A 24404-nucleotide genomic window follows, 5' to 3' on the forward strand; every position below is an offset into this window, starting at 1 on the left:
GCCCGCTCCCACATTGGGTCTTTGTTGTTCATTCATTATTTATTCGGCAGGACATCCCCACCATGCACCCCAACCCGGCAATCACCCTCGAAAACCAATTCTGCGCCCACAACTATTCCCCCTTGCCGGTGGTGATCGTCAAGGGCGAGGGCGTCTGGGCCATTGGCGATGATGACAAGCGCTACCTGGACATGATGTCGGCCTATTCCGCCGTCAGCCACGGCCATGTCCACCCGCGCATCCGCGCCGCCGCCGTGGCGCAGATCGACAAGATCAGCGTGGTGTCCCGGGCGTTCTACAGCGAACCCTTGGGCAACTTCCTCAAGACCTTGTGCCGCATCACGGGCTTCGACTCGGCCCTGCCGATGAACAGTGGCGCCGAAGCTGTGGAAACCGCGATCAAGGCGGCGCGACGCTGGGGCTACCGGATCAAGGGCATCCCGGCCAATCAGGCCAACATCGTGGTGGCCGACAACAATTTCCACGGCCGCACCTCGACCATCGTCGGCTTCTCGTCGGAGGCGGACTACAAGGCCGACTTCGGCCCATTCTGCAACGGTTTCACCGAGGCGCGCTTCGGTGACATCGAGAGTTTCCGCCAGGCCATTACCGCCGACACCTGCGCGGTGCTGATCGAGCCGATCCAGGGCGAGGCCGGCATTCGCGTGCCGCCTGCAGGTTTCCTGCGGGAACTGCGCCAGCTGTGCGACCAGACCAACACCTTGCTGATCCTCGATGAGATCCAGTCCGGCCTGGGCCGTACCGGCAAGTGGTTTGCCTTCCAGCACGAAGGCATTCGCCCCGATGCATTGATCCTCGGCAAAGCCCTGGGCGGCGGGATCATGCCGGTGTCGGCGTTCGTCGCTGATCATTCGATCATGGACCTGTTCGACGCCGGCAGCCACGGCTCGACCTTCGGCGGCAACCCGTTGGCGGCGGCCATTGGCCTGGAAGCGTTGAAGGTGCTGGAAGAGGAGGGCTTGATCGATAACAGCGCGCAACTGGGCCACTACCTGGTGGAGCGCCTGAAGGCCATGCACTCGCCGGCCATCCGCGAGATTCGCGGGCGTGGCTTGTGGGTCGGCGTGGAACTGGACCGCGATGCGCGGCCCATCTGCGAAGCGCTGCTGGCCGAAGGGCTGCTGACCAAGGAAACCCACGAAAACGTACTGCGCATCGCACCGCCGTTGTCCATTACCCGCGAAGAACTGGACTGGGGCCTTGAGCGTATCGAGCGGGTATTCAAACAGCTATGAGTGAGTATCTCAGTCACCTCGACATCGACGGCCAGCGCTTTGCCTGGATCGACCTGCACCAGTTGCTGACCCCGGCGCAACTGCAGCGCCTGCCGTATTCCGTGCGCATCCTCCTGGAAAACATTGCCCGCTGCGCCCCGGCTTCGTTGCCACAGGTAGTGGCGCGGGCCATCGGCGAAGGGCCGGATTGCGAGGTGCCGTTCCAGCCCAACCGGCTGATGTTCCACGACACCACGTGCCTGCCGGCCCTGGCGGATTTCGCCGGCATGCGCGATGTGGTGGCCGAACTGGGCGGTGATCCCCGGGCGGTGAACCCCTCGATCCCGGCGGTGCTGACCATCGACCATTCGGTGATCGTCGAGCACTACGCCGAGGCGGGCGCGGTGGATGCCAACCTGGACATCGATTTTCGCCGCAACAGCGAGCGCTACCGTTTTATCAAGTGGGCCCAGGCCAGCCTGGATAACTTCAAGGTGATCCCGCCGGGCACCGGGATCATCCACCAGATGAACATGGAGTCCATCGCCCAGGTGGTGTGGGAAAGCGCGCCGCGCAACGGCCACGTGCTGTTGCACCCCGACTGCATGGTCGCCACCGACAGCCACACGCCGATGATCAATGCCATCGGCGTGCTGGGCTGGGGCGTTGGCGGGCTGGAAGGGCAGGCGGCGATGCTCGGCGAACCGGTGCCGATTCCTTATCCGCAGGTGGTGGGCATTCGCGTCACCAATGCGTTGCGCGACGGCGTGACGGCCACTGACCTGGCACTGACGGTGACTGAACTGCTGCGCCGGCGCAGCATGGTCGGCAAGTTTGTCGAGTTCACCGGACCGGGCCTGGCGTCCCTGAGTTGGGCGGCGCGGGGCACCGTGGCGAATATGGCGCCGGAATACGGTGCGACCGTGGTGTTTTTCCCGTTTGATGACGAGACGCTGGCGTACCTGACCCTGAGTGCGCGCCCGCAGGCCTTGATCAACAAGGTCTCGGCCTACATGTCGGCGCAATCTCTGTGGCGCCGGGACGACGATCCCGAGCCGGTGTTCGATGAGTTGATCGAGCTGGATCTGGCGCAGGTTGAACCGAGTGTCGCCGGCCCGCATCAGCCCCATCAGCGCCAGTCCCTGGCCCAGGCCGGGGCGTCGTTTCATCAGCATGTATGCGCGCAAAAGCAGGATTTCTTCGAGCCGTCATTCCAGGTGCCGATCACCCATGGCGCGGTGGTGATGTCGGCCATCACCAGTTGCACCAACACCGCCAACCCGGCGCAGATGATCCAGGCCGGGCTCTTCGCCCGCAACGCCCGCGCCCGTGGGCTGACGCGCAAACCGTGGGTCAAGACGTCGCTGTCGCCAGGCTCACGGGTGGTGGCCGATTACCTGGAAGCCGCCGGCTTGCTGGAGGATTTCGCCGCGCTGGGTTTCGACTTGGCGGGCTTTGGCTGCATGACCTGCATCGGTAATTCCGGCAGCCTCGAACGCCATGTCGAGACCTTCGCCGAGCAGGGCTTGAAAGGCGTGGTGGTGCTCTCGGGCAACCGCAATTTCGAAGGCCGGGTCAACCCGAAAGTCCCTGCCGGCTACCTTGCTTCGCCCGCGTTGTGCGTGGCCTATGCGATTGCCGGCAGCATCGACACCGACCTGTCGGCCCAGCCACTGGCGATGGATGCCCACGGCCAGCCGGTGTTCCTGCATGAGTTGATGCCCAGCGAAGCCGAGGTGGCCGCGCAAGTGGCGGCGGTGGTGCGCCCGGCGCTGTTTCACCAGCGCCAGGCACTGCTGTGGCAAGGCACTCACCATTGGCAGGCGCTGGAAGCCGACGCCAGCGTGCAGTTTGCCTGGCACCCGGCCTCCACTTACCTGCGCCGCCCGCAGTACCTTGCCGGGGTAACGCCGGTGCCGGCCGCGTCCTTGGCCATCAGCAACGCCCGGGCTTTGGTGGTGCTGGGGGATAACGTCACCACCGACCATATCTCCCCGGCTGGCACGATTCCGGCCGACAGCCTGGCCGGGCACTGGCTGCGGGAGCGCGGTGAAGCGCTGGCGGACCTCAACCAGTATTCGACCCGGCGCAGCAACCACGAAGTGATGGTGCGCGGCGCGTTTACCAACCCGCGCCTGAACAATCTGCTGTCCTGCGACCAGCCCCCGCGCCAGGGTGTCTGGGCCTGGAATGCCGACCGCAGCGACTACCTGCCGCTGTACCTCGCCGCGCAGAGCTACGCCGGTACACCCACCGTGTTGTTCGCCGGGATCAACTACGGTGCCGGCTCCAGCCGCGACTGGGCAGCTAAAGTCCTGACCCTGCTGGGGATCAAGGTGGTGGTGGCCCGCAGTATCGAGCGAATCCATCGCAGTAACCTGATCGGCATGGGCGTGTTGCCGCTGGTGTTCGATGAAGGCGCATCGGTGCAGGACTTGAACCTCGACGGCAGTGAGTCCCTGAGCTTCCTCGGCCTGGACGCGTTGCAGGTCGGCGACAACCCGATCACCTTGCAGATTGACCGCGCCACCGGTGAGACCACGCGTACCCCCCTGACCTTGCGCCTCGACTCGTTGCAGGAGGTTGGTTACCTTGAACACGGCGGCGTCTTGCCCTTCGTCATTCGCAAGACCGTGCAAAGAACTGTTCTAGGAGCGCGTAATGATTGACCCGCAGGTACTGCAACAACTGGCCCCCGAGGGTGTGCTCAGGGCTGCCATCAACTTTGGCAACCCGGTGCTGGCCCAGCGTGGCGAGGACGGCCAGCCCCAGGGCGTGTCGGTGGCGCTGGCCAGGGCCCTGGCCGATGAGTTGGCGGTCGACCTTGAGTTGATCACTTTTGATGCGGCGGGCAAGGTCTTCGCCGCGCTGGGCGATGACCGCTGGCGCGTGGCATTCCTGGCCATCGAACCGGTGCGCGAGCAGGAAATCGCCTTCAGCGCGCCCTACGTGATCATCAAGGGTACGTACCTGGTGGCGGTGGATTCACCCCTGGGCAGCGTGACCCAACTCGATGCTCCGGGCCAACGCATCGCCGTCGGCCAGGGTGCCGCGTATGACCTGTACCTGAGCCGCACGGTGCAGCATGCCGAACTGGTACGCGCGCCGACCTCGGCGGGTGCCGTAGACCTGTTTATCGAGCAAGGCCTGAACGCCGCGGCCGGGGTTCGGGATTACCTGCGAACCCGGCTGGATGAGCGCTGGCGCCTGCTGGAGGATGACTTCATGAGCATCAGCCAGGCGGTCGCGGTACCGGTAGCGCACGCAGCCGCTGCCGCGTTCGTCAAATCCTTTGTCGAACGGCAGAAAGCCAATGGTCTGGTAAGACAGGCGTTGTTGCGCAGCGGGCAAAGCCCGGAACTGGCGGCGCCTTAGAGACGGCGCAGGAAGGATTTGACGATTTGCTGGGTGGCCTGGGTGGTATCCAGGTCTTCCAGGCGTGTGTAGGGATGCCACTGGCATTCCTTGATTTCGCTCAGGGGCCGGGCTTCGTCGATATTCACCACCGACGCCTCGAACACATGGTGCAGGGTGTCGCTGGCCTTCAGCTCCTGCAATAACAGCAAACCGTCCACGTTCAGCCCGGTTTCCTCTTCCAGTTCTCGTGCGGCAGCACCTGCCGGGCGCTCATGGCGCTCGACCTTGCCGCCGGGCAATGCCCATTTCGAGCGGGCTTTACGCACGAACAGGATGTGCCCGTCGTGCTCGCAAATCACCGTGGCCCTTATTTTCATCGTCTGTGCCCCCGCAGGTGGATGATTGTCATAAAAGTGTAATGCAATTGTCATGCTCAGTCTTTATCCGGCAGGGTGGAGAGGGGGCCGGAAAACACCGATACTGCCCCATCGAAAAAAACTCACCTGAAGGAGATGCAGATGAACACCGTACGCTGGGGCATGATCGGCTGTGGCGATGTCACTGAACTCAAGAGTGGACCCGCCTTCTACAAAGCGCCAGGTTCTGCGCTGGTGGCCGTGATGGGGCGGCGCGAGGAGGCCGTGCGCGATTATGCGGCACGCCACGGCATTGCCCGTTTCTACACTGACGCCCAGGCGCTGATCGACGACCCGGAAGTAGACGCGGTCTACATCGCCACACCGCCCGACAGCCACCTCGAATACAGCCTGATGGTGGCCGCTGCCGGCAAGCATTGCTGCGTCGAGAAGCCCATGTCCCTGAATGCCGAGCAAAGCGCGCTGATGCAGCGCACCTTCGAACAGGCCGGGCTGCACCTGTTTGTCTCCTATTACCGGCGTTCCCTGCCACGCTTCCAGCAGGTGCGGGACTGGCTGCAGGACGGGCGCATCGGCGAATTGCGTCATCTGACCTGGACCCTGTGCAAGCCGCCTTCGGAAGACGATGCCAGCAGTGCCAACTGGCGCACCGACCCGGCGATTGCCGGCGGCGGGTATTTTGCCGACCTGGCCAGCCACGGTTTTGACCTGTTCCAGTACCTGGTCGGGGATATCGTCGAGGTGGCCGGGTTTACCGCGCGCCAGGCGGGGCGCTATGCCGCCGAAGATGCCGTCACCGCCTGCTGGACCTTCGCCTCGGGCGCGCTGGGCATGGGCTGCTGGAACTTTGTCGCCGACCGGCGCGAAGACCGGGTGGAGATGATCGGCAGCAAGGGCCGCATCACGTTTTCGGTGTTCGATGAGGCGCCGTTGCGGCTTGAGGGCGAGACCAGCGAGGTGCTGGAGGTGCCCAACCATGCACATATCCAGTGGCATCACGTGCTGGGGATGAATGCGCATATTCGCGGCGAGAGCAAACACCCGGCACTGGCGATCGAGGCGTTGAAGACCGACCGGGTCATGGACCGGGTGCTACAACGTAACCCCAACCTGGCGGTCTAGCGGTGCTTTAATTTTGTCTTTTTAAGGAATGAACGGATGAAAATGAAAGCAGCCTGGATTGTGCTTTGCCTGGCGTTGGCCGGGGCCGCGACGGCAGCGCCGCGGGCCCAGGGGCAGGCCGGGGAGTTTGACTTTTATGTGTTGTCGCTGTCCTGGTCGCCGACCTTCTGCCTGACGCACCCGGACGACCAGCAGTGTTCGGGCAAGGGCTACGGGTTTGTCCTGCATGGGCTGTGGCCGCAGTACGCGAAGGGCGGCTGGCCGGCTTCGTGTGAGCCGCAGTCGCGCTTGTCGGATGCAGACTTCGCCCGGGGCAGGACGCTGTTCCCGTCGCCCAAACTGCTCAGGCATGAATGGGCCAAGCACGGCACCTGCAGCGGCCTTGAGGCTTCGGCTTACCTGGACAAGACCGATGCAGCGCTGAGCGTGGTCAAGATCCCGCAGCCGCTTGAGCCCTTCAATGTCCGAAGCGGCCTGGGCGCGCGGGACATCGAAGCGCTGTTTCGCGAGAGCAACCCGGCCATGGGCAACCATGGCCTTGCGGTGATCTGCAAGGGTGCCGTGCTGACCGAGGTGCGGGTGTGCCTGACCAAGGACCTGGCGTTTGCCGGCTGCCCGCGCAGCGTCAAGAGCCAGTGCCGGGATGGCGATATTCGGATCCCGACCCAGCGTTAAGCGGACTCAGGCGGGCCCATAACCTTTATGGGCCTGCTCGATCTCCTCCACCAGGCGGTCAATGCCCGCCAGGCGTGCCCGGTTGTCGTGGTCCCAGGGATGGAACCCGGGCTTGAAGTAATGCAACCAGGGTAGCGCCATGCGCGGGAACACGCCCTTGGGCCCGTACAGAAACTTGAGCATCCGCCAGAAGCCCTTCAAATGCCCGCCCGAACGCCGGTCGGCAAACAACAGGCGCAAGTGAAAGTCCAGGATCGTCAGCCAGAACAGCCCCGTGGTGATGAGCATGGTGGAAGTGCGCAGCAGATAACGCTTGGGCCCGGGCTTGATCACGCTGTTCCACACATCAAACGCCACCGCCTTGTGCTCGGTTTCTTCCAGGGCATGCCAGTACCACATCTGTTGGTAACCCTTGACCGAATCCCCGAACCGCGACGGGTCGCTGAGGAGGATTTCCGCGAGCATCGCGGTGTAGTGCTCCAGGGCAATGGTCACCGCCAGGTTGAAGGAGGCGGGCAGGTATTTCTTTTGCGCGTCGAGGATTATCTTCAGCCGACGGTCGAGGGTATTCGCCGGCAGCCCTGCGGCTTGCAGCAGGTCGTTGTAGGCCACGTGCTCGCGGCTGTGCATGGCTTCCTGGCCGATGAAACCCTGGATTTCTTTCTTCAGCTCCGGGTCTTCGATGCGCTGGCGGTAGTGACGCACGCTGTCCATGAAGAACAGTTCGCCCTGGGGAAACAGCAACGACAGTGCGTTGAAAAAGTGGGTAATGAACGGGCCTTGTTCATGCCAGTCCTTGATGCGTTCGGCCGGCAGGGCAAAACGGAGGTCGCGGCGAATCGGCAGCATGGTCGGTACTCCAGTTCAGAGACGGTGCTCTTCGTTGGTTTCAAGGACGGGCGAGGGCGCATTGCGTTGCTTGGGCGCCATGCGTTTGCTGGCCAACACCACCAGCGCTTGATAGGCGGCAGGCAGGCAGCGGGCGAGCAGGTCCAGAAAATAGGCGTCGCGGCCAATCAGCACGCGGCGTTTGTTTTTGCGTACGCCTTGCAGGATCACTTTGGCGGCCTGGTCGGCGTCGGTGATGAACAGCTTTTCGAAGTCGGCCCGGGCCTGCTGTTCGCTGTGAATCAGGAAGCCGGTCATGTTGGCGTCGATCCGGCTGCTGCGGCAGATGTCGGTGCGGATCCCGCCAGGGTGCACGCAGGTGGCCGAGACCCCGCTTTTTTGCAGGTCGAGTTCCTGGCGCAAGGACTCGGTAAAACCACGCACGGCGAACTTGGTAGCGTTGTAGCCGCTCATGCCCGGCTGGGCGAACAGGCCGAACACGCTGGAAGTGTTGACCACATGCCCGTCGCCGCTGGCCTTGAGGTACGGCAAAAAGGCCTTGGTGCCGTACACCACGCCCCAGAAGTTGATCCCGACGATCCATTCCAGGTCGGTGTAGTCCACGCCTTCGACGGTGCTCGACAGCGCGACGCCGGCGTTGTTGAAGATCAGGTTGATCTGGCCATGTTCGGCGGCGCATCGGGCGGCCCAGTCTTCCACGGCCTGGCGCTCGGAAACGTCCAGCACCTGCGAGGTGACCAGCACCGGTGCAAGCACCTGGGCCTTGATCAGTGCGACGGTCTGCTCCAGGCCCTGGCTGTTTTTATCCGCCAGCGCCAGGTGGCAGCCTTCACGCGCCAACGCCAGGGCCAAGGCGCGGCCCATGCCGGAAGCGGCGCCGGTAATGGCCGCCACGCGGCCGTTGAATGACTTCATGACAGGCTCCCTTCTGCGGTGGTGTGGGGCGTTGCGGCCGGGCGCGCGGTGGACGGTATCGGCACCAGGCTGGCGACGTAGTCCTTGAGGGCGAAATGCCGGGTGACCTGCTTGAAACGCCAGGTGGAGCCGGGCCACAGCGTGGTGTTCTTGCCGGTGCGTGGGTCGAGGTACCAGCTCTTGCAGCCGCCGGTGGACCAGATGGTGCCGTTGAGTTTTTCCTGCAGCCTGGCGTTGTAGGCCAGTTCCACCGCCGGCTTGACGTCCACCGTGGCGATGCGATGACGCTGCATTTGCTGCAGGGCATCGAGGATGTAGGTGACCTGGGCCTCGATCATCAGAATCATCGAGTTATGCCCCAGCCCGGTGTTGGGGCCGACGATCAGGAACAGGTTCGGATAACCCGGCACCGTGGTGCCCAGGTAGGCGTGGGCGCCGTCTTGCCAGGTGTCCATCAGGTCGATGCCGTGGCGCCCGATGATGCAGTTGCGGGGCAGCGGATCGGTGGCCTGGAAGCCGGTGCCGAAGATGAGGCAGTCAGCCGGGTGCTTGATGCCGTCGGCGGTGATCACCCCGTCGGCCTCGATGCGCAGCACGTTGTCGGTTACCACCTGCACATTGCTGCGGGACAGGGCCGGGTAGTAGTCGTTGGAAATCAGCACGCGCTTGCAGCCGATGGTGTAGTCCGGCGTCAGGGTCTTGCGCAGGGAAGGGCGGGCCACTTGTTTGTGCAGGTGGCGCACGGCGATTTTCTGCACCACTTTCATCAGGCGCGGGTGCAGGGCAAAGCCCACCACGCGACCTTCCAGTGCCCAATAGAACGCGCCGCGTACCAGGCGCTGGGTGAACGGCAGGTGCTTGAATGCCCAGCGCTCGAAGCGTGAAATCGGCCGGTCGGGCTTGGGCATGATCCACGGCGGGGTGCGCTGGAACAGGTCCAGGTGGGCCACCTGCGGCGCAATCTGCGGCACGAACTGAATGGCACTGGCGCCGGTGCCGATCACCGCCACGCGCTTGCCCTTCAATGAATACTCGTGGTCCCACTGCTGGGAGTGGAAGCGCTTGCCCTTGAAGCTGTCCAGGCCCGGAATATCCGGCAGTGCCGGGCGCGACAGGCCGCCCATTCCCGACACCAGCACCCGCGCACTGACCTGGCGGCCATTGCTGAAGCTCAGGCTCCAGCGCTGTTGCGCCTCATCAAATACCGCCTTCTCCAGGCCCATGCCAAAGCGCAGGAACGGCGCCAGTTCGAAGCGCCGGGCGCACTGCTCCAGGTAGGCGCGAATCTCCGCCTGTGGCGCAAATTGCCGGGTCCAGTCCGGGTTGGGCGCAAAGGAAAACGAATAGACATGGGATTGCACGTCGCAGGCGCAACCGGGGTAGTGGTTGTCCCGCCAGGTGCCGCCGAGAGCATCGGCCTGTTCGGCAATAAAGAAGTCGTGAAACCCGGCTTCCTTGAGTTTGATCGCCATGCACAGCCCGGCAAATCCGGAACCGATGATGGCGATGTCGATGGTGTCATGGGCATTCATAGGCTGTCCCTCGTGGGCCGGTGGCGCCTTACGGGTGTCGACATCGGATGTGCTCCTTGTTTTTGTTTTGGCTTTTTAGATAGAACACCATTGCAAAGGAAAATTGAATTATTTATTTTAAAAAAGATTTTAAATAATCTACCTGAAAATATCGTCTAGGCTACGACCCAGTTCCTCATGTGCGACTTATCCGACGGACGAGAGCTTGTACGCACACAGTTAAGGTCCAGGGTGGACGATGGCTGAGGCCTTGACCAATACCGGTCGGGCCGCCAGCAACGCAGGGATGCAGAGGACCGAGCTATGGCTGTCGAGTGGGTTGTCGCTGCGGGTGTGTGTGTAGGGTTAAGCGTAGTGTTGTGGGCCTTCAGTGCCCGGATGACACGGCGTATAGAGGCTGCTGTTCCGATCAACGGGCGCTTTCTGGAGATCAACGGCGAGCGCTTTCATTATGTAGACGAGGGCAAGGGCCCACCGCTGGTGATGATCCACGGGCTGATGGGCAGCAGTCGCAACTTGACGTACGCCTTGTCTGCCCAATTGCGTGAGCACTTTCGAGTGATCACCGTGGATCGTCCGGGGTCGGGTTATTCCACCCGGCATTCCGGCACGGCCGCGGACCTGCCTGGCCAGGCCCGGCAAGTCGCCAGCTTTATCCAGACGCTGGACCTGGATAAGCCGCTGGTGCTGGGGCATTCCCTCGGCGGGGCGATTGCCCTGGCACTGGCCCTGGACCATCCCCACGCGGTGTCCGGATTGATCCTGGTGGCGCCCCTGACCCATCCCCAGCGCCTGCTGCCGCTGGTGTTTATGTCGTTGGCGATACGCCCGGGATGGCTGCGACGCTTTATGTCGCACACCCTGACCATGCCGATCGGATTGCTGACCAAAGGCTCGGTGGTCAAGGGCGTGTTTGCCCCCGACCCGGCCCCGGAAGACTTCGCCACCCGTGGTGGCGGCTTGTTGGGCATGCGGCCCGAGAACTTCTATGCCGCCTCCACCGAGATCAACCTGGTCAACGATTTCCTGCCGGACATGGTCAAGCGCTACCCGCAGCTGACGTTGCCGATCGGGCTGATCTATGGCGCGCAGGACAAGGTGCTGGATTTCCGCAAACACGGGCAGGCCCTGGCCAGCCTGGTGCCGGGCCTGAAGCTGCAGCTGGTGGAAGGGCGCGGGCATATGTTGCCGATCACGGCCACCGAGCGTGTCGCGGCGATGGTCGAGCAGATAGCCAAGCGCGTCCGGCCGCCGGAAAGCGCCACGGTGTTGCACCCGCCGTTTGCGTTGGCGAGTAAATAATTGTGCGACTGAACTCGCGGTTCGAACTCGTCAATGCTTGCCCTAGACACCTGACCAAACGGCTGAAAAAGAGACTGCCCGGTCACGTTCAAAAGGGTTCAAGAAACTAGTTGACGACCTAACGATTCCGCGCTATTTATTTAAAAAAATTATTTCAATGTCTAATTTGAAACAATTTTTGAAATGCCTAAGAGCGAATAAAATAATGAAAAAAACGCCTTTTATCGCATGGTTGAATTCTCGGGGCAGTCACCGCTCCGTGTACCTGTCCAGTGTTGATTTTTGCTCCCTGCCTACCTGCGTCGTGCGGAGGCTGCCATGAATCAGACCCTGGCTGCCCCGAACGTCTGGACCGACGGCAAGCGCCACCTGTGGTGGCTCGGCATCATGCCCCTGGCAACCCCAATTCTCTCTGGCGCCCTGGCCATCACTACCGGCGTGCAACAACTGTGGTGGGTCGGTGTGCTGGTGATCTTCGGCCTGATCCCGCTGATCGACGGCCTGCTGGGTGAAGACGTCAGCAACCCGCCCGAGTCCGCCGTCAGCAACCTCGAATCCCAAAGCTACTACCGCTGGATCGTCTACACCGGCGTGCTGTTTGTCATCTCATCCCTGGTGGTCACCGGGTGGCTGGCCGCAGGCGGCATCGACTGGATTATCAATGGCGGCCTGTTGCATGCCACCGCCACCCTGGACCCGTCGAGCTGGCTGGCGAAAACCGCCGCGTTCATCACCGCGCGCACCGAGCTGCATGGCGAGGTGAGCTGGTTCACCTACCTGGGCATGGCAATGTCCACTGGCGCTGCCACCGGCATCGCCATCAACACCGCCCATGAGCTGGGGCACAAGCCGCGCCTGCTGGAAGTCGTGCTGGCCAAGATCACCCTGGCGCCGACCTTCTACGGGCACTTCTACACCGAACACAACCGTGGCCACCACGTGCGCGTCGCCACCCCGGAAGACCCGGCCAGTTCGCGGTTGGGGGAGAGCTTCTGGGCCTTCCTGCCGCGCTCGGTATGGTTCAGCGCACGCTCGGCGTGGAACCTGGAACGTGAACGCCTGCGCAAACTCGGCCTGCCGGCCTGGCACTGGAAAAACGCCGTACTCAGCGCCTGGATGTACAGCGTGGTGTTGTGGGGCGCGATGATTGCCTGGCTGGGCGCGGCAGTGATTCCATTCCTGATCATCCAGGGCATCTACGGTTTCTCGCTGCTGGAAGTGGTGAACTATGTCGAGCACTACGGCCTGAAACGCCAGAAGTTGCCCAACGGTCGTTATGAGCGTTGCTCGCCACGCCATTCCTGGAACAGTAATCGGATTGTCACCAATATCTTTCTGTTCCAACTGCAGCGGCACTCCGACCATCACGCCAACCCAACCAGAAGTTATCAGTCACTGCGTCATTTTGATGAATCGCCGCAGCTGCCCTACGGTTATGCCAGCATGATTGTCTGGGCGTATGTACCGTACTTGTGGCGACGACGCATGGATCACCGGGTACTTAATCATTACGCCGGGGATATAACCCTGACCAATCTTCAACCTTCACAGCGTTTGAAGTACCTGGAGAAGTACAGCAACACCACCAGACCCTTCTAACGAAAGCAGTCAGTTGTAGGGCGTACTCGGGATCTGTGTATCGCGCAGGTTTTCATCGCCCGGGCTTTACCGATTTCGAGTACGGCTTAGTTGCAAGAACGTTGTTTGACCCGAACAAAAATAAAACGAAGGGAAGGACGTACACCATGCAAACCCCTGCCAAGTTCACCACGCACATTGTATTGGCCGCCCTGGGCCTGATTGTTTACCACCAGGCCCAGGCCGCCCGTATCGAACCTGCCGGCAGTGCATTTACCGCCCAGGGCCCCATCAGCTTTTCCAAAGGCGCGCTGATCAGCGCGGATTGCACCATCAAGGTCGCCGGCAAAGTGGCGGCGGATGGGTTGTCGGTGAATGTCGACAAAGTTGAGTTCGACGGCGGCCTCAAGTGCAGCCGGGTCGAAGCCATCAACTTGCCTTGGGTATTGGTGGCTAAAGATACCAGGAGCGGCTCCATGTCGAAGATCGCCGTGGATGTGCATGCCTTTGGCCTGGGCGGTAAATGCGGACCCTCTACCGCCGATGGCACTTGGGATAACGCCACGGGCAAGTTAGAAGCTGCCAATGTGCCTATTGGCGAGGACTGCACGATTAAAACGGTGTCGATCAAGATGCCCCCTACTTTCAAAGTTGTTGAATAACACCCCCGAATTTGTAGCGGTAATTGAATTGAAATTTGGCTGGAAAGGGAAGTTCTGCAGATTCACCGTGACCTCTCGATCATGGCCATTACCCCTGGCGAAATGACTCGCCATAACATGTGAGGAAAAACAATGAAAAGCTTGAAAACCCTCGTTTGTGCAACTTCTTTCGCAGTGTGCTTCGGCGCAGCTTCCATGGCCAGCGCGGCTTCCATCTCCCCGGATGGTCCGTTCTCGACCAACGCTGGCACCATCGTCGTGAAGTCGCCTTCGTCCTTCGGTGCAGCCGTGACCTGCGGCATCACCTTTACCGGCAACGTTAGCGGTGGCGTGGCCTCGATCAATGGCGCATCCCTGACCGGTGGCGGTCTGTGTGGCCTGCCAACGCTGACCAACCTGCCTTGGGTACTGACGGCTGCAACGGGTACCACCGGTAACGTAACCAACGTCGGCTACAAGATCACCTCGATCCCGGCCACCAACTGCGGGCCAACCACCATCGCTGTTACCTGGACTCCAGGCACCAAAACGCTTTCGGCAGCCAATCAGGCGCTGACCGGCAACTGCACCGTGGTTTCGCTGAGTGTTGTTGCCCCAACGCTGACCGTTAACCCGTAAGCGCGACTCCGTAAAGGGCTGATCACCCCGTTGAAAGACCGGTGCCTCGTGTGAGGCACCGGTTGGATACGGTATTTATTGTCTGGGGAACATGACAATGCAAAGCCTTGTGAAAACAGCACGCCTGGGTTCGATGTCAGCGGCTCTGGGCGTTGCCTCATTCATTGCGGTTGCGGCGGGTTTCAGCCCGCCGGGTCCGTTCAGCGTAACCAAAGGCAGTGTTGTGTTGAAGCTGCCGTCGACGTTTCTACCCACGTGTTGAGCGCAACCAATCAAGCCATGAGTGGCTACTGCACTTTGGTGTCGTTGAACGCCACGCTGACCGGCTCGCTCACCACCCATTCCTGAATACCGATACACCGTTACACCGTTCCAGGACAGGCGTTCTTTGAAAGACGTTCTGTGGTTACACGACCCACCGGCAGGGGCCGGGTGTAAATAATAATAAGGAGTACCGCATGAACAATAAGAAACAACACGCTCACACGTTACTGGGACTGGCCCTGCTGGGGGGGCTGATGACCACGGGGCAAGTGCAGGCGGGTGGGTTCTCCACACCGACCTTCGGCGCGCCAGGATGGGGTCGTGCGTTTGGTGGTGGTTCACTGTTCAAAAATGACCCCAGTGCCGCGTACAACAACCCGGCAGCCATGGCCTTTATCGATTCAACCATCGCGCAGCAGACCGTTGACTATGCTCGGATCAAGATCAAATACACCGGCCAGGCCTATGACTACGCGGGCAACCCGGTGACCAATACGCCCGTACTGGATGACCTGGGCAATACGGGCGACCCGGTCCTCAACACTAACAATGGTGGGCAAGGCGGTTTCACCGCTTGGCTGCCGACGGGCTTTCTGGTGATTCCCATGGGCGACCGTTTCGCCTTTGGTCTGAGCCAGGTCGTGCCACAGGGTATGAAAACCACTTGGAACGAAGACTCCAAACTGCGGGATTTCGCGGTTGATACCAAAATCGAGACCATCGGTCTGACCGGTTCCCTGTCGTTCAAGGTCAATGATCAGTTCTCGGTCGGTGGTGGTGCCATCGTCCAGCGCAGTCAAGGGTTCGTCAGCCAGAACGTTGATTTGCTGGCCGCTGCGGATGTGTCTCCAGGACTTGGCGGCGCGGGTCTCCCCACGGGGCTGGGGCATTCCTTGATGCGCGTGAAAGTCGATAACATCTCTGTGGGCTGGTTTGGTGGCGTGGTTTGGAAGCCGACGCTGCAAGACACACTTGGCTTGAACTATCACGCCAAGATCAAAAACAAGATGACCGGCAAATACAACATCTATACAGATGCCGTCGGCCGTAACGCGATGACCAATCCGATCGGTCCGAACGGCGAAACTCTGGTTGAAATCGCCTACCCAGGTCTCAAGCTGTTCCCGGACGGTGCCCACGCCAGTACCCAACTGGATATCCCGGCTACCGCTTCGGTTGACTGGGTTCACCAGTTCAACGACCGCTGGACGTTGGGGGTGAGTGCTACCTGGACTGAATGGTCTTCCTTCCAGGACCTGACGCTCAAATCCCAGGGCACCACCATTGTTGCCATTCCCTACAACTACAAAAACGCCTGGATGACCTCGATTGGCGGCGACTACAAAGCCACCGACGAACTCACCCTGCGCGCCGGTGTGGCTTACGACCAGACACCTACCCGCAACTCTACCCGGGACCCGCGAATCCCGGACGGTGACCGTTACTTCCTGGCATTTGGTGCCGGTTATGACATCAAGGCTGTTCCTGGCCTGTCGGTGGATGCCGCGTACTCGCACCAGTTCGTGCAGAAGGTCAACCTGAAGACCAAGAACGTTGATCGTCTCGGTGCGGCGCAGTTGGACGGCGAGGCTGAATCCTCGGGGGATGTGGTCAGCTTGTCGGCAACCTATAAGTTCTAAGGTTGTCGAGGGCAGTCGTGGAGAAGGGCAGCCAGCGCATCTTGCTGCCCGGCTCCACGCTGTCGTCTATTGATGGGTAGCCCTGGCGCCCGATGTCGAATCCTTGCGCTTAACCTGCAAGGCTGACCCCGTTCAGCCGCTATTTTTTTTGCCCAAGCATTAAATAAAAATTTCAAAACAAAATTTGAATTTATCTTTTCAAGTTTGTAGTGTGGCTTTACGTCACAGGTCATTCCGATCTGCCCGGGCGTTTGCCGTACCCTGAATTGAGTAGAGGTATCCCCATGGTTATCTGGTTATTGGCGGGACTCGCAGCAGCGATCGCCCTGGCGTATCGACAAGCCGCTGCCACCCTCTGGCTGGGTGCCGGCCTGGTCTGGCTGGCGGTCGGTTACCTGTTCAACGCAGTCGCCGGTTTCGGCGCCGGCGTGGTGGCGGTGCTGGTGGTGTTGCCCGCGCTGCTGCTGACAATCAAGCCCCTACGCCGCGCGCTGTTGACCAGCAAGGCCCTGGGCCTTTTTCGCGGCATCATGCCGGCGATGTCCGACACCGAGCGTGCTGCCATCGAGTCCGGCACCGTGTGGTGGGACGCCGAGCTGTTCAGCGGCAAACCCCGCTGGGAACGCCTGCTGCAAGCCGCACCGGCCAGCCTCAGCGCTGAAGAACAGGCCTTCCTCGACAACGAAGTCGAGACCCTGTGCGACATGTCCAACGACTGGGAAACCACCCAGGTCTGGCAGGACATGTCCCCCGAAGGCTGGCAATACACCAAGGATGCCGGCTTCCTCGGCATGATCATTCCCAAGCAATACGGCGGCAAAGGCTTCTCCCACTATGCGCATTCGCAAGTGGTGATGAAGCTCTCGACCCGCTGCTCGGCGGCGGCGATTTCGGTGATGGTGCCCAACTCCCTGGGCCCGGCCGAACTGCTGCTGCACTACGGCACCGACGCCCAGCGCAACTACTACCTGCCACGCCTGGCCCGCGGCGAAGACATCCCGTGCTTCGCCCTGACCAGCCCGTATGCCGGCTCCGACGCCGGGGCGATTCCAGACCTGGGCATCGTCTGCAAGGGCATGCACGAAGGCGAGGAAGTGCTGGGTTTCCGTGTGACCTGGGACAAGCGCTACATCACCCTCGGCCCAATCGCCACCGTGCTCGGCCTGGCCTTCCGCGCCGAAGACCCGGACGGTCTGCTCGGCCAGCCGGGTTCCCTGGGCATCACCTGCGCGTTGATCCCCACCACCCATCCGGGGGTGAACAGCGGCCGGCGTCACTGGCCACTCAACGCGGTATTCCAGAACGGCCCGACCACCGGCAAGGATGTGTTTATCCCGCTGGAATGGGTGATCGGCGGCCGCGAACAAGTCGGCAACGGCTGGCGCATGTTGATGGAATGCCTGGCCGCCGGGCGGGCGATTTCCCTGCCGTCGGCCAACGTCGGCCTGGGCAAGGTGGCCGTGCGCGGCACCACCGCTTATGCGGCGATGCGCAAGCAATTCGGCCTGCCCATCGGCAAGTTCGAAGGCGTGCAGGCGCCCCTGGCGCGCATGGCCGGGCATCTGTATGCCTGCGACGCGGTGCGCAAGGTCTCGGTGGCGTCACTGGATGCCGGTGAAAAACCCTCGGTGATCTCGGCCATCGCCAAGTATCACGTTACCGAGCGGGCGCGGATCATCGTCAACGACGGCATGGACATCGTGGCCGGCAAGGGCATCTGCATGGGCCCCAACAACTTCCTCGCCCGGGCCTACCAGCAAAGCCCCATCGCCATCACGGTGGAAGGCGCGAATATCATGACGCGCTGCCTGATCATCTACGGCCAGGGCCTGATCCGCTGCCATCCGTATGTGTTCCGCGAGATGGAAGCGGCGCGCAATACCGACCGGCGCAAGGCCCTGGTGGACTTCGACAGCGCGATGTTCGGTCACTTGAGCTTTGTGCTGGCCAATACCGTACGTGCCGCAGTGCATTCGCTGACGGGCGGACGGCTGATTTCCGTGCCGGGCAAGACCGACCCGGCGCTGGCGTCCTACTACCGCCAGGCCAATCGGCTGTCGGTGGTGTTGGCGTTGATCTCGGACATTTCCATGGGCGTGCTGGGCGGTGCCCTCAAGCGCAAGGAAAGTATCACCGGGCGGCTGGGGGACATTCTGTCTCAGCTGTACATCCTGTCCTGCGTGCTCAAGCGTTTTGAGGATGATGGCCGGCCACAGGCCGATTTGCCGCTGGTGCATTGGGCGGCCCAGGACGCGTTGCTGCGCGCCCATGAGGCCCTGGCCGAAGTGCTCGACAACTACCCGTCGAAAGCGGCGGCGGCGGTGGTGCGTGGCTTGACGTTCCCGTTCGGTATTCCACAGCGCAAACCGTCGGATCGCCTGTTGGCCCAAGTGGCGGAACTGGTGCAGGTGCCGGGGGAAACCCGCGACCGCTTGCTGGGCAATTCCTACATTCCTCGGCCGGAAATCGACAAGCTGGCTTACGGCGAGCTGGCCTTGCGCCTGTTGCCGCAAGTGGAGCTGATCGAGGCGCGGCTCAAGGGGGCGATCAAGCAAGGCCTGATCGAGCCAATGCCGATTTCCAGTGCGGCGTTTACTCCGTGGCGAGTCAAGGCGCGGGCGCTGGACCTGATCAGCGAGGAAGACGACAGCTTGCTCGCGCGCTATGTGGAATATGGCGATCACGCGATCCAGGTGGACGACTTCCCGCAGGACTTCGGTTTGCTGGAAGCCTTGCAACAGCGCCAGCAGGCGCTGGAACTGGCCGCCAAACCGAGCGCAAAACGCCGCGCCAACCAAGGCGAAAACGCGCCGGTCAACTGACTGGAACTGGAGGAACACGACCCCTGTAGGAGCTGGCTTGCCTGCGATAGTGTTGGTTCAGTGCCAGATGTGTTGGCTGACACACCGCAATCGCAGGCAAGCCAGCTCCTACAAGGATCGGGTTTCCATGGCAACACCGTGTTGTGAGTGAGTTTATCCATGAGTGACAGCTACCTTTCTTTCGTCAATTCCCCCTGGGGAGCCTGGCTGGCCCGCACTGCCGGGCTGCCCCAACCCCTGGCACTGCAACGCCATCGCAGCGGCCAGCAAGGCCTGGCCAACCCGGTAATCGTCGCGGGGGTAGGGCGCCTGGGGGCGGAAATCCAGCGCATCTTCACCGCCACCGATACAGTGACCGCCACCGCTGCGACCCTCAAGGCGCCCTCCACGGTCAAAGTCCAGGGCGCCGTGTTCGACGCCAGCGACATTGCCGACCTCAAGCAGTTGGACGAGCTCTACGAATTCTTCCACGCCAACGCCAGGCGCCTTGGGCAGCACGCCCGGGTGGTGGTGCTCGGCACCGCGCCGGAGTTGTGCAAGGACCTGCCCCAGGCCATTGCCCAGCGTGCCCTTGAGGGCCTGGTGCGTTCGTTGGCCAAGGAGTTGCGCCGGGCGATCACCGTGCAGTTGATCTACGTCGCACCGGGTGCCGAGGACGGGCTGGAAAGCAGCCTGCGGTTCTTCCTGTCGCGGCGCTCGGCCTATGTCTCGGGGCAGGTGGTGCGCCTCGAAAAAACCGTCGATAGCCCAACCGAAATCAACTGGGACAAACCCCTCGGCGGCCGCCGTGCCCTGGTCACCGGCGCCTCCCGTGGCATCGGCCTGGCAATCGCCCAGGTGCTGGCCCGCGATGGAGCCCATGTGGTCTGCGTGGATGTGCCCCAGGCCCAGGATTCGCTGCGACAGGCGGCCGGCAGTGTCGCAGGCACCGCACTGGCGCTGGACATCACCGCCACCGATGCCGCGCAGCAGTTGCACGCCCATGTCAGCCAACACGGTGCATTCGACGTGGTGGTGCACAACGCCGGGATTACCCGCGACAAGACCATCGCCAAGATGACTGAGACCGCGTGGCGCAGCGTACTGGCGGTCAACCTGGAAGCACCGTTGCATCTGAGCACGGCGCTGCTGGAAAGCCAGGGCCTGAATCCGGGCGGGCGGATCGTGTGTGTCTCATCGATTTCCGGTATCGCCGGCAACCTCGGGCAAAGCAACTATGCCACCTCCAAGGCCGGGGTGATCGGCCTGGTACAAGGCCTGGCCCCGCAGGCGGCGGCGCAGCAAGTGACGGTGAATGCCGTGGCACCGGGCTTTATCGAAACCCAGATGACCGCGAAGATCCCGCTGATGATTCGCGAAGCGGGGCGGCGGATGAACTCGATGTCCCAGGGCGGGCAACCCATCGACGTGGCAGAAACCATCGCCTGGCTGGCGCATCCGGCATCCGGCGGGGTCAATGGCCAGGTGGTGCGGGTCTGCGGCCAAAGCCTGTTGGGAGCCTGAGCATGGACTATGTGACGCAGATTATTGACCCGCCGCCCTCGCGCTCGCGGCTGTTGCTGGACGGGGTATTGGGGCTGCGCAAACCGAAGCTGGAAGGCGAGCCGACGTTGCCGAAAGAACGCCTGGTGCGTTCGGCCGTCGAGCTGTCTGCCCAAGGGATCGCGGCTTACGGTCGGGCCTGTGGTTTCCGCCATGAGCAAGGCGTGCCGCTGTCCTATCCCCATGTGCTGGCGTTCCCCTTGCACCTGATGCTGCTGACCCGGCCGAGTTTCCCGTACCCGGCCAGCGGCATGGTGCATTTGGCCAATCGCATCCGCCAGCATCGACGGCTGGAGGTGGGCCAGGCCTTGCGCCTGGAGGTGTATTGCGAACGCTGGGTCGCCCATCCGAAAGGCCAGGCGCTGAGCATCGCCACCCGTGGCTACAGCGCGGGCGCCCTGATATGGGAGAGCGACAGCCTGTACCTGCGCCGTGACGTAAACGCGCCGGTTGGCGAGCCGTGGGACGACGCGTTGCCCTTGCAGGAAGAAGGTTTGCTGCGCACTCAACGCTGGGTGCTGCCGGCGGATCTGGGGCGGCGTTTCGCCAGGGTCTCGGGGGATTTCAACCCCATTCATACCTCGGTGATCGGCGCCCGATTGTTCGGTTTTCGCCGGGCCATCGCCCACGGCATGTGGACCCTTGGCCGCGCCCTGGCCGCCCAGCAACCCCCCGGCGGACTGGACCAGGCCGAGGCCCATTGCGACTTCAAGCTGCCGATCTTCCTGCCCGGCCAGGTGGCGCTGTGGAACGTTCCGCCAACCGGCCTGCGCCGTGAGTTTGAAGTGCGTAATTTCGCCGGTGACAAACCCCATATGCGTGGGCTGTTTATCTGGAATGAGACCGATCGATGAGTGACTACAGTTTCAACCCGGCCCCGACGCGCCGCGTGGCGATTATCGGCGGCAACCGTATCCCGTTCGCCCGCTCCAACACTGTGTACGCCCATGACAGCAACCAGGATCTGCTGGTCGCCGCCCTGCAAGGCCTGGTGGACCGCTACAACCTTCACGGCCTGCGCCTGGGCGAGTTTGCCGCGGGTGCGGTGATCAAGCACTCCCGGGATTTCAACCTGGCCCGGGAAAGCCTGCTGTCTACCACACTGTCTCCCGAAACCCCTGCCTACGACCTGCAACAAGCCTGCGGCACCGGCCTGGAAGCGGCGTTGCTGGTGGCGAACAAGATCGCCCTTGGGCAGATCGAAGTGGGCGTTGCCGGTGGTTCCGACACCACCTCCGACGCGCCCATCGGCATCAACGAGTCCCTGCGCCGCACCTTGCTTTCAGCCAACCGCGCCAAGGGCACCGGCGCCAGGTTGAAGGCCTTGATGGGTGTGCGCCCGTCGATGTTCTTCAAGCCGCTGCTGCCGCGCAATGGCGAGCCGCGCACCGGCTTGTCCATGGGTGAACACTGCGAGGAAATGGCCAAGCGCTGGCAGATCAAGCGCCTGGCCCAGGACGAGTTGACCCTCACCAGCCACCAGCGGCTGGATGCGGCGTACAAGCAGGGTTTCTTCGATGATTTGATCAGCCCGTATCGCGGCCTGTCCCGGGACAACAACCTGCGGGCCGACGCCAGCCTGGAGAAACTTGCCGGCCTGTCACCGGCCTACGACCGCCAGAACGGCACGCTCACCGCCGGCAACTCCACGCCCCTGACTGACGGCGCGTCGGTGGTGCTGCTGGCCAGCGAGGAATGGGCCGCCGAGCGCGGCTTGCCCGTATTGGCGTACCTGCGAACCGGTGAAACCGCTGCGGTGAATTTCGTCGACGGCACCGAAGGCCTGCTGATGGCCCCGGCCTACGCCGTGCCACGCATGCTCAAGCGCGAAGGCTTGACGTTCGCCGACTTCGATCTGTTCGAGATTCACGAAGCCTTCGCCGCTCAGGTGCTGTGCACCCTCAAGGCCTGGGAAGACCCGGATTACTGCCGCGACCGCCTGGGCCTCGACGCGCCGCTGGGCAGCATCGACCGCAGCAAGATGAACGTCAACGGCGGCTCCCTCGGCTGCGGCCACCCCTTCGCCGCCACCGGTGGCCGGCAACTCGCGGCACTGGCCAAGGCGATCCACCAGCGTGGCGGCGGCCGCGGCCTGATTTCGATCTGCGCGGCGGGTGGGTTGGGCATTACCGCTATCGTCGAAAAGTAGTTCCCACCATAAAAACAACAAGGAGACTGCCATGAACGCTGTAAGCCTGGAACAGACCGAACGCCTCTGGTTGAACGCTTACCTGCCCGGCGTACCGGCAGACATCGATGCGGGCATCGAGGATTACCCGTCGTTGCGCGAGGTGTTCCTGGAGCACCTGCACAAATTCCGCGACCGCGTGGCCTACGTCAGCATCGGCACCGAAATGACCTACGCCGACTGGGAGGTGCAGGGCATCGCCTTTGCTGCGTGGCTGCAAGCCCAGGGTGTGAAGAAGGGCGACCGGGTGGCGCTGATGATGCCCAACTGCTTGCAGTACCCGATCTGCCTGCTGGGCACGATTCTCGCGGGTGCGGTGGTGGTCAACGTCAACCCGCTGTACACCGCCCGGGAGCTGCAGCATTTGCTCAAGGACAGTGGCGCAGAGACCCTGGTGATCTTCGAAAACTTCGCCCACACCCTGGAGAAGGTGGTGGCCGCCAGTACCGTCAAACGTGTGGTGATCGCGGCCATCGGTGACCTGCTCGGCACCTTCAAGGGCGCGGCGATGAACTTTATCCTGCGCAGCGTGCAGAAGCAGGTGCCGCGTTTCAACCTGCCGGGGGCCGTGCGTTTCAACCAGGTGTTGAAACAGGGACGCGGACAAACCCATCTCGCCGTGCCGATGAACCGCGAAGACCTGGCCTTCCTGCAATACACCGGCGGCACTACCGGCGATGCCAAGGGCGTCATGCTCAGCCACCGCAACATCATCGCCAACCTGTTGCAGGCCAAGGCGTGGGTCGGTGATCAGCTCGATCAGAACCAGCAGGAAACCAACGTCACCCTGCTACCGCTGTACCACATCTTTTCCCTGACGGTGAACTGCCTGATGTTCATGTGCCTGGGCGGGCGCAACATCCTGATCGCCAACCCACGGGATGTGAAGCGGGTGCAGATGATCCTGCGCAAGGAGCGTTTCAACGGGATTGCCGGGGTGAATACGCTGTTCAACGGCCTGCTGGAAAACAAGGAATTCTGCGCCCGGGATTTTTCCGATTTGCGCATGGTGATCGCCGGCGGCATGGCCACCCATACCGCTGTGGCCAAGCGCTGGAAGGAAGTCACCGGCTTGCCGATCATCGAAGGCTACGGCCTCACTGAATGTTCGCCGGTGGTGAGCATCAGCCCCATCGACATCTCACGCATGCGCGAGATGGAATTCACCGGCAGTATCGGCGTGCCGTTGCCGTCGACCTGGGTGCGGTTCATTCGTGAGGACGGTGAGTTGGCGGAACTGGGCGAGCAGGGCGAACTGCAAGTACGCGGCCCGCAGGTGATGCAGGGTTACTGGAAACGCCCGGCGGAAACCGCCGAGGTGCTGGATGCCGAAGGGTGGCTGTCTACCGGGGACATCGGGGTGATGAATGAGCAGGGCTTCATCCGCCTGGTGGACCGCAAGAAAGACATGATCCTGGTGTCCGGGTTCAACGTGTACCCCAACGAGATCGAAGACGTGGTGGCGTTGCATCCGGGCGTGGCGGAAGTGGCGGCGATCGGGGTTGAGGATGGGGTGACCGGCGAGCGGGTCAAAATCATCGTGGTGCGCAAGGACCCAAGCTTGACCCAGGAGCAGATTCTGGCGCATTGCCGGGAATATTTGACGGGGTACAAGGTGCCGCGGTTTGTCGAGTTTCGTACTGAAGAGTTGCCCAAGACGACGGTGGGCAAGGTGTTGCGCCGGGCACTGCGCTAAGCCTTACGATCGTTCCCACGCTCTGCGTGG

Annotated in this window: 19 protein-coding genes; 15 read left to right on the forward strand and 4 right to left on the reverse strand. The window is 62.3% G+C overall.

What is annotated here, in order from left to right; genetic code table 11:
- Nucleotides 1-62 precede the first annotated feature (62 nt).
- From rocD to HX805_RS19325, 3 genes are read left to right on the forward strand one after another with little or no spacing between them, the layout of a single operon-like run.
- Nucleotides 63-1256 carry an ornithine--oxo-acid transaminase gene (gene rocD / locus HX805_RS19315; RefSeq protein ID WP_087694138.1) on the forward strand — a complete coding sequence of 398 codons (1194 nt, stop codon included), beginning with the start codon at nt 63-65 and terminating at the stop codon, nt 1254-1256.
- Nucleotides 1253-3904 (forward strand): aconitate hydratase AcnA, encoded by a 2652-nt coding sequence (gene acnA / locus HX805_RS19320; RefSeq protein ID WP_177022779.1) that lies wholly within the window; start codon nt 1253-1255, stop codon nt 3902-3904. The genes rocD and acnA overlap by 4 nt, the downstream gene beginning before the upstream one ends.
- Complete coding sequence (locus HX805_RS19325; RefSeq protein ID WP_008437122.1) at nt 3897-4610, forward strand: transporter substrate-binding domain-containing protein; 714 nt, start codon at nt 3897-3899, stop codon at nt 4608-4610. Before acnA ends, HX805_RS19325 begins: the two co-directional genes overlap by 8 nt.
- Here HX805_RS19325 and HX805_RS19330 read toward each other — a convergent pair.
- Nucleotides 4607-4969 carry an NUDIX hydrolase gene (locus HX805_RS19330; RefSeq protein ID WP_032899596.1) on the reverse strand — a complete coding sequence of 121 codons (363 nt, stop codon included), beginning with the start codon at nt 4967-4969 and terminating at the stop codon, nt 4607-4609. The two genes, HX805_RS19325 and HX805_RS19330, sit on opposite strands and share 4 nt — an antisense overlap.
- A gap of 141 nt (nt 4970-5110) precedes the next feature.
- Here HX805_RS19330 and HX805_RS19335 point away from each other — a divergent pair, with 141 nt between their 5' ends.
- Both HX805_RS19335 and HX805_RS19340 read left to right on the forward strand, forming a co-directional pair.
- Nucleotides 5111-6091: a Gfo/Idh/MocA family protein gene (locus HX805_RS19335; RefSeq protein WP_087694134.1), complete on the forward strand. Its 981-nt coding sequence runs from the start codon at nt 5111-5113 to the stop codon at nt 6089-6091.
- Nucleotides 6092-6127: 36 nt separating this feature from the next.
- Nucleotides 6128-6766: a ribonuclease T2 gene (locus HX805_RS19340; protein ID WP_371317080.1), complete on the forward strand. Its 639-nt coding sequence runs from the start codon at nt 6128-6130 to the stop codon at nt 6764-6766.
- 6 nt (nt 6767-6772) lie between these two features.
- Here the strand turns inward: HX805_RS19340 and HX805_RS19345 are convergent, their stop codons facing one another.
- From HX805_RS19345 to HX805_RS19355, 3 genes are read right to left on the reverse strand one after another with little or no spacing between them, the layout of a single operon-like run.
- Entirely contained in the window at nt 6773-7615 is an 843-nt protein-coding gene (locus HX805_RS19345; RefSeq protein ID WP_177117203.1) for a metal-dependent hydrolase, read from the reverse strand.
- A gap of 15 nt (nt 7616-7630) precedes the next feature.
- Complete coding sequence (locus HX805_RS19350; RefSeq protein ID WP_003214652.1) at nt 7631-8530, reverse strand: SDR family oxidoreductase; 900 nt, start codon at nt 8528-8530, stop codon at nt 7631-7633.
- The gene (locus tag HX805_RS19355) at nt 8527-10062 is read right to left on the reverse strand and encodes an NAD(P)/FAD-dependent oxidoreductase (RefSeq protein ID WP_177117204.1); all 1536 of its coding nucleotides are present in this window, start codon (nt 10060-10062) and stop codon (nt 8527-8529) included. Before HX805_RS19355 ends, HX805_RS19350 begins: the two co-directional genes overlap by 4 nt.
- A gap of 303 nt (nt 10063-10365) precedes the next feature.
- Here HX805_RS19355 and HX805_RS19360 point away from each other — a divergent pair, with 303 nt between their 5' ends.
- From HX805_RS19360 to HX805_RS19405, 10 genes are all read left to right on the forward strand, one after another.
- Nucleotides 10366-11364: an alpha/beta fold hydrolase gene (locus tag HX805_RS19360; protein ID WP_177117205.1), complete on the forward strand. Its 999-nt coding sequence runs from the start codon at nt 10366-10368 to the stop codon at nt 11362-11364.
- A gap of 318 nt (nt 11365-11682) precedes the next feature.
- Nucleotides 11683-12963 (forward strand): alkane 1-monooxygenase, encoded by a 1281-nt coding sequence (locus tag HX805_RS19365; RefSeq protein WP_087694132.1) that lies wholly within the window; start codon nt 11683-11685, stop codon nt 12961-12963.
- 146 nt (nt 12964-13109) lie between these two features.
- Nucleotides 13110-13604: an alkane oxidation protein activator PraA gene (gene praA, locus HX805_RS19370; protein ID WP_177117206.1), complete on the forward strand. Its 495-nt coding sequence runs from the start codon at nt 13110-13112 to the stop codon at nt 13602-13604.
- 132 nt (nt 13605-13736) lie between these two features.
- Nucleotides 13737-14222: an alkane oxidation protein activator PraB gene (gene praB / locus HX805_RS19375; RefSeq protein WP_177041715.1), complete on the forward strand. Its 486-nt coding sequence runs from the start codon at nt 13737-13739 to the stop codon at nt 14220-14222.
- A gap of 458 nt (nt 14223-14680) precedes the next feature.
- Nucleotides 14681-16126 (forward strand): outer membrane protein transport protein, encoded by a 1446-nt coding sequence (locus HX805_RS19380; protein ID WP_177117207.1) that lies wholly within the window; start codon nt 14681-14683, stop codon nt 16124-16126.
- Nucleotides 16127-16410: 284 nt separating this feature from the next.
- Entirely contained in the window at nt 16411-18948 is a 2538-nt protein-coding gene (locus tag HX805_RS19385; RefSeq protein ID WP_177117208.1) for an acyl-CoA dehydrogenase, read from the forward strand.
- Between the two features lie 159 nt (nt 18949-19107).
- Nucleotides 19108-20451 (forward strand): 3-oxoacyl-ACP reductase, encoded by a 1344-nt coding sequence (locus tag HX805_RS19390; RefSeq protein WP_177117209.1) that lies wholly within the window; start codon nt 19108-19110, stop codon nt 20449-20451.
- Nucleotides 20452-20453: 2 nt separating this feature from the next.
- Nucleotides 20454-21344: a MaoC/PaaZ C-terminal domain-containing protein gene (locus tag HX805_RS19395; RefSeq protein ID WP_177080206.1), complete on the forward strand. Its 891-nt coding sequence runs from the start codon at nt 20454-20456 to the stop codon at nt 21342-21344.
- The gene (locus HX805_RS19400) at nt 21341-22639 is read left to right on the forward strand and encodes an acetyl-CoA C-acetyltransferase (RefSeq protein ID WP_177080205.1); all 1299 of its coding nucleotides are present in this window, start codon (nt 21341-21343) and stop codon (nt 22637-22639) included. Before HX805_RS19395 ends, HX805_RS19400 begins: the two co-directional genes overlap by 4 nt.
- Before the next feature lie 31 nt (nt 22640-22670).
- Nucleotides 22671-24374 (forward strand): AMP-binding protein, encoded by a 1704-nt coding sequence (locus HX805_RS19405; RefSeq protein ID WP_003214676.1) that lies wholly within the window; start codon nt 22671-22673, stop codon nt 24372-24374.
- The last annotated feature ends 30 nt before the right edge of the window (nt 24375-24404 follow it).

It is taken from the genome of Pseudomonas sp. G5001 (assembly GCF_013385475.1).
In the GTDB taxonomy this organism is placed as follows: domain Bacteria; phylum Pseudomonadota; class Gammaproteobacteria; order Pseudomonadales; family Pseudomonadaceae; genus Aquipseudomonas.

What these genes read in the sequence shown, in the direction of transcription:
- praA (WP_177117206.1), top strand. Translation starts at nt 13,110, where the DNA reads ATGCAAACCCCTGCCAAGTTCACCACGCACATTGTATTGGCCGCCCTG.
- HX805_RS19395 (WP_177080206.1), top strand. Translation starts at nt 20,454, where the DNA reads ATGGACTATGTGACGCAGATTATTGACCCGCCGCCCTCGCGCTCGCGG.
- rocD (WP_087694138.1), top strand. Translation starts at nt 63, where the DNA reads ATGCACCCCAACCCGGCAATCACCCTCGAAAACCAATTCTGCGCCCAC.
- HX805_RS19360 (WP_177117205.1), top strand. Translation starts at nt 10,366, where the DNA reads ATGGCTGTCGAGTGGGTTGTCGCTGCGGGTGTGTGTGTAGGGTTAAGC.
- praB (WP_177041715.1), top strand. Translation starts at nt 13,737, where the DNA reads ATGAAAAGCTTGAAAACCCTCGTTTGTGCAACTTCTTTCGCAGTGTGC.
- acnA (WP_177022779.1), top strand. Translation starts at nt 1,253, where the DNA reads ATGAGTGAGTATCTCAGTCACCTCGACATCGACGGCCAGCGCTTTGCC.
- HX805_RS19385 (WP_177117208.1), top strand. Translation starts at nt 16,411, where the DNA reads ATGGTTATCTGGTTATTGGCGGGACTCGCAGCAGCGATCGCCCTGGCG.
- HX805_RS19340 (WP_371317080.1), top strand. Translation starts at nt 6,128, where the DNA reads ATGAAAATGAAAGCAGCCTGGATTGTGCTTTGCCTGGCGTTGGCCGGG.
- HX805_RS19380 (WP_177117207.1), top strand. Translation starts at nt 14,681, where the DNA reads ATGAACAATAAGAAACAACACGCTCACACGTTACTGGGACTGGCCCTG.
- HX805_RS19345 (WP_177117203.1), bottom strand. Translation starts at nt 7,615, where the DNA reads ATGCTGCCGATTCGCCGCGACCTCCGTTTTGCCCTGCCGGCCGAACGC.
- HX805_RS19325 (WP_008437122.1), top strand. Translation starts at nt 3,897, where the DNA reads ATGATTGACCCGCAGGTACTGCAACAACTGGCCCCCGAGGGTGTGCTC.
- HX805_RS19350 (WP_003214652.1), bottom strand. Translation starts at nt 8,530, where the DNA reads ATGAAGTCATTCAACGGCCGCGTGGCGGCCATTACCGGCGCCGCTTCC.
- HX805_RS19335 (WP_087694134.1), top strand. Translation starts at nt 5,111, where the DNA reads ATGAACACCGTACGCTGGGGCATGATCGGCTGTGGCGATGTCACTGAA.
- HX805_RS19330 (WP_032899596.1), bottom strand. Translation starts at nt 4,969, where the DNA reads ATGAAAATAAGGGCCACGGTGATTTGCGAGCACGACGGGCACATCCTG.
- HX805_RS19405 (WP_003214676.1), top strand. Translation starts at nt 22,671, where the DNA reads ATGAACGCTGTAAGCCTGGAACAGACCGAACGCCTCTGGTTGAACGCT.
- HX805_RS19355 (WP_177117204.1), bottom strand. Translation starts at nt 10,062, where the DNA reads ATGAATGCCCATGACACCATCGACATCGCCATCATCGGTTCCGGATTT.
- HX805_RS19365 (WP_087694132.1), top strand. Translation starts at nt 11,683, where the DNA reads ATGAATCAGACCCTGGCTGCCCCGAACGTCTGGACCGACGGCAAGCGC.
- HX805_RS19400 (WP_177080205.1), top strand. Translation starts at nt 21,341, where the DNA reads ATGAGTGACTACAGTTTCAACCCGGCCCCGACGCGCCGCGTGGCGATT.
- HX805_RS19390 (WP_177117209.1), top strand. Translation starts at nt 19,108, where the DNA reads ATGAGTGACAGCTACCTTTCTTTCGTCAATTCCCCCTGGGGAGCCTGG.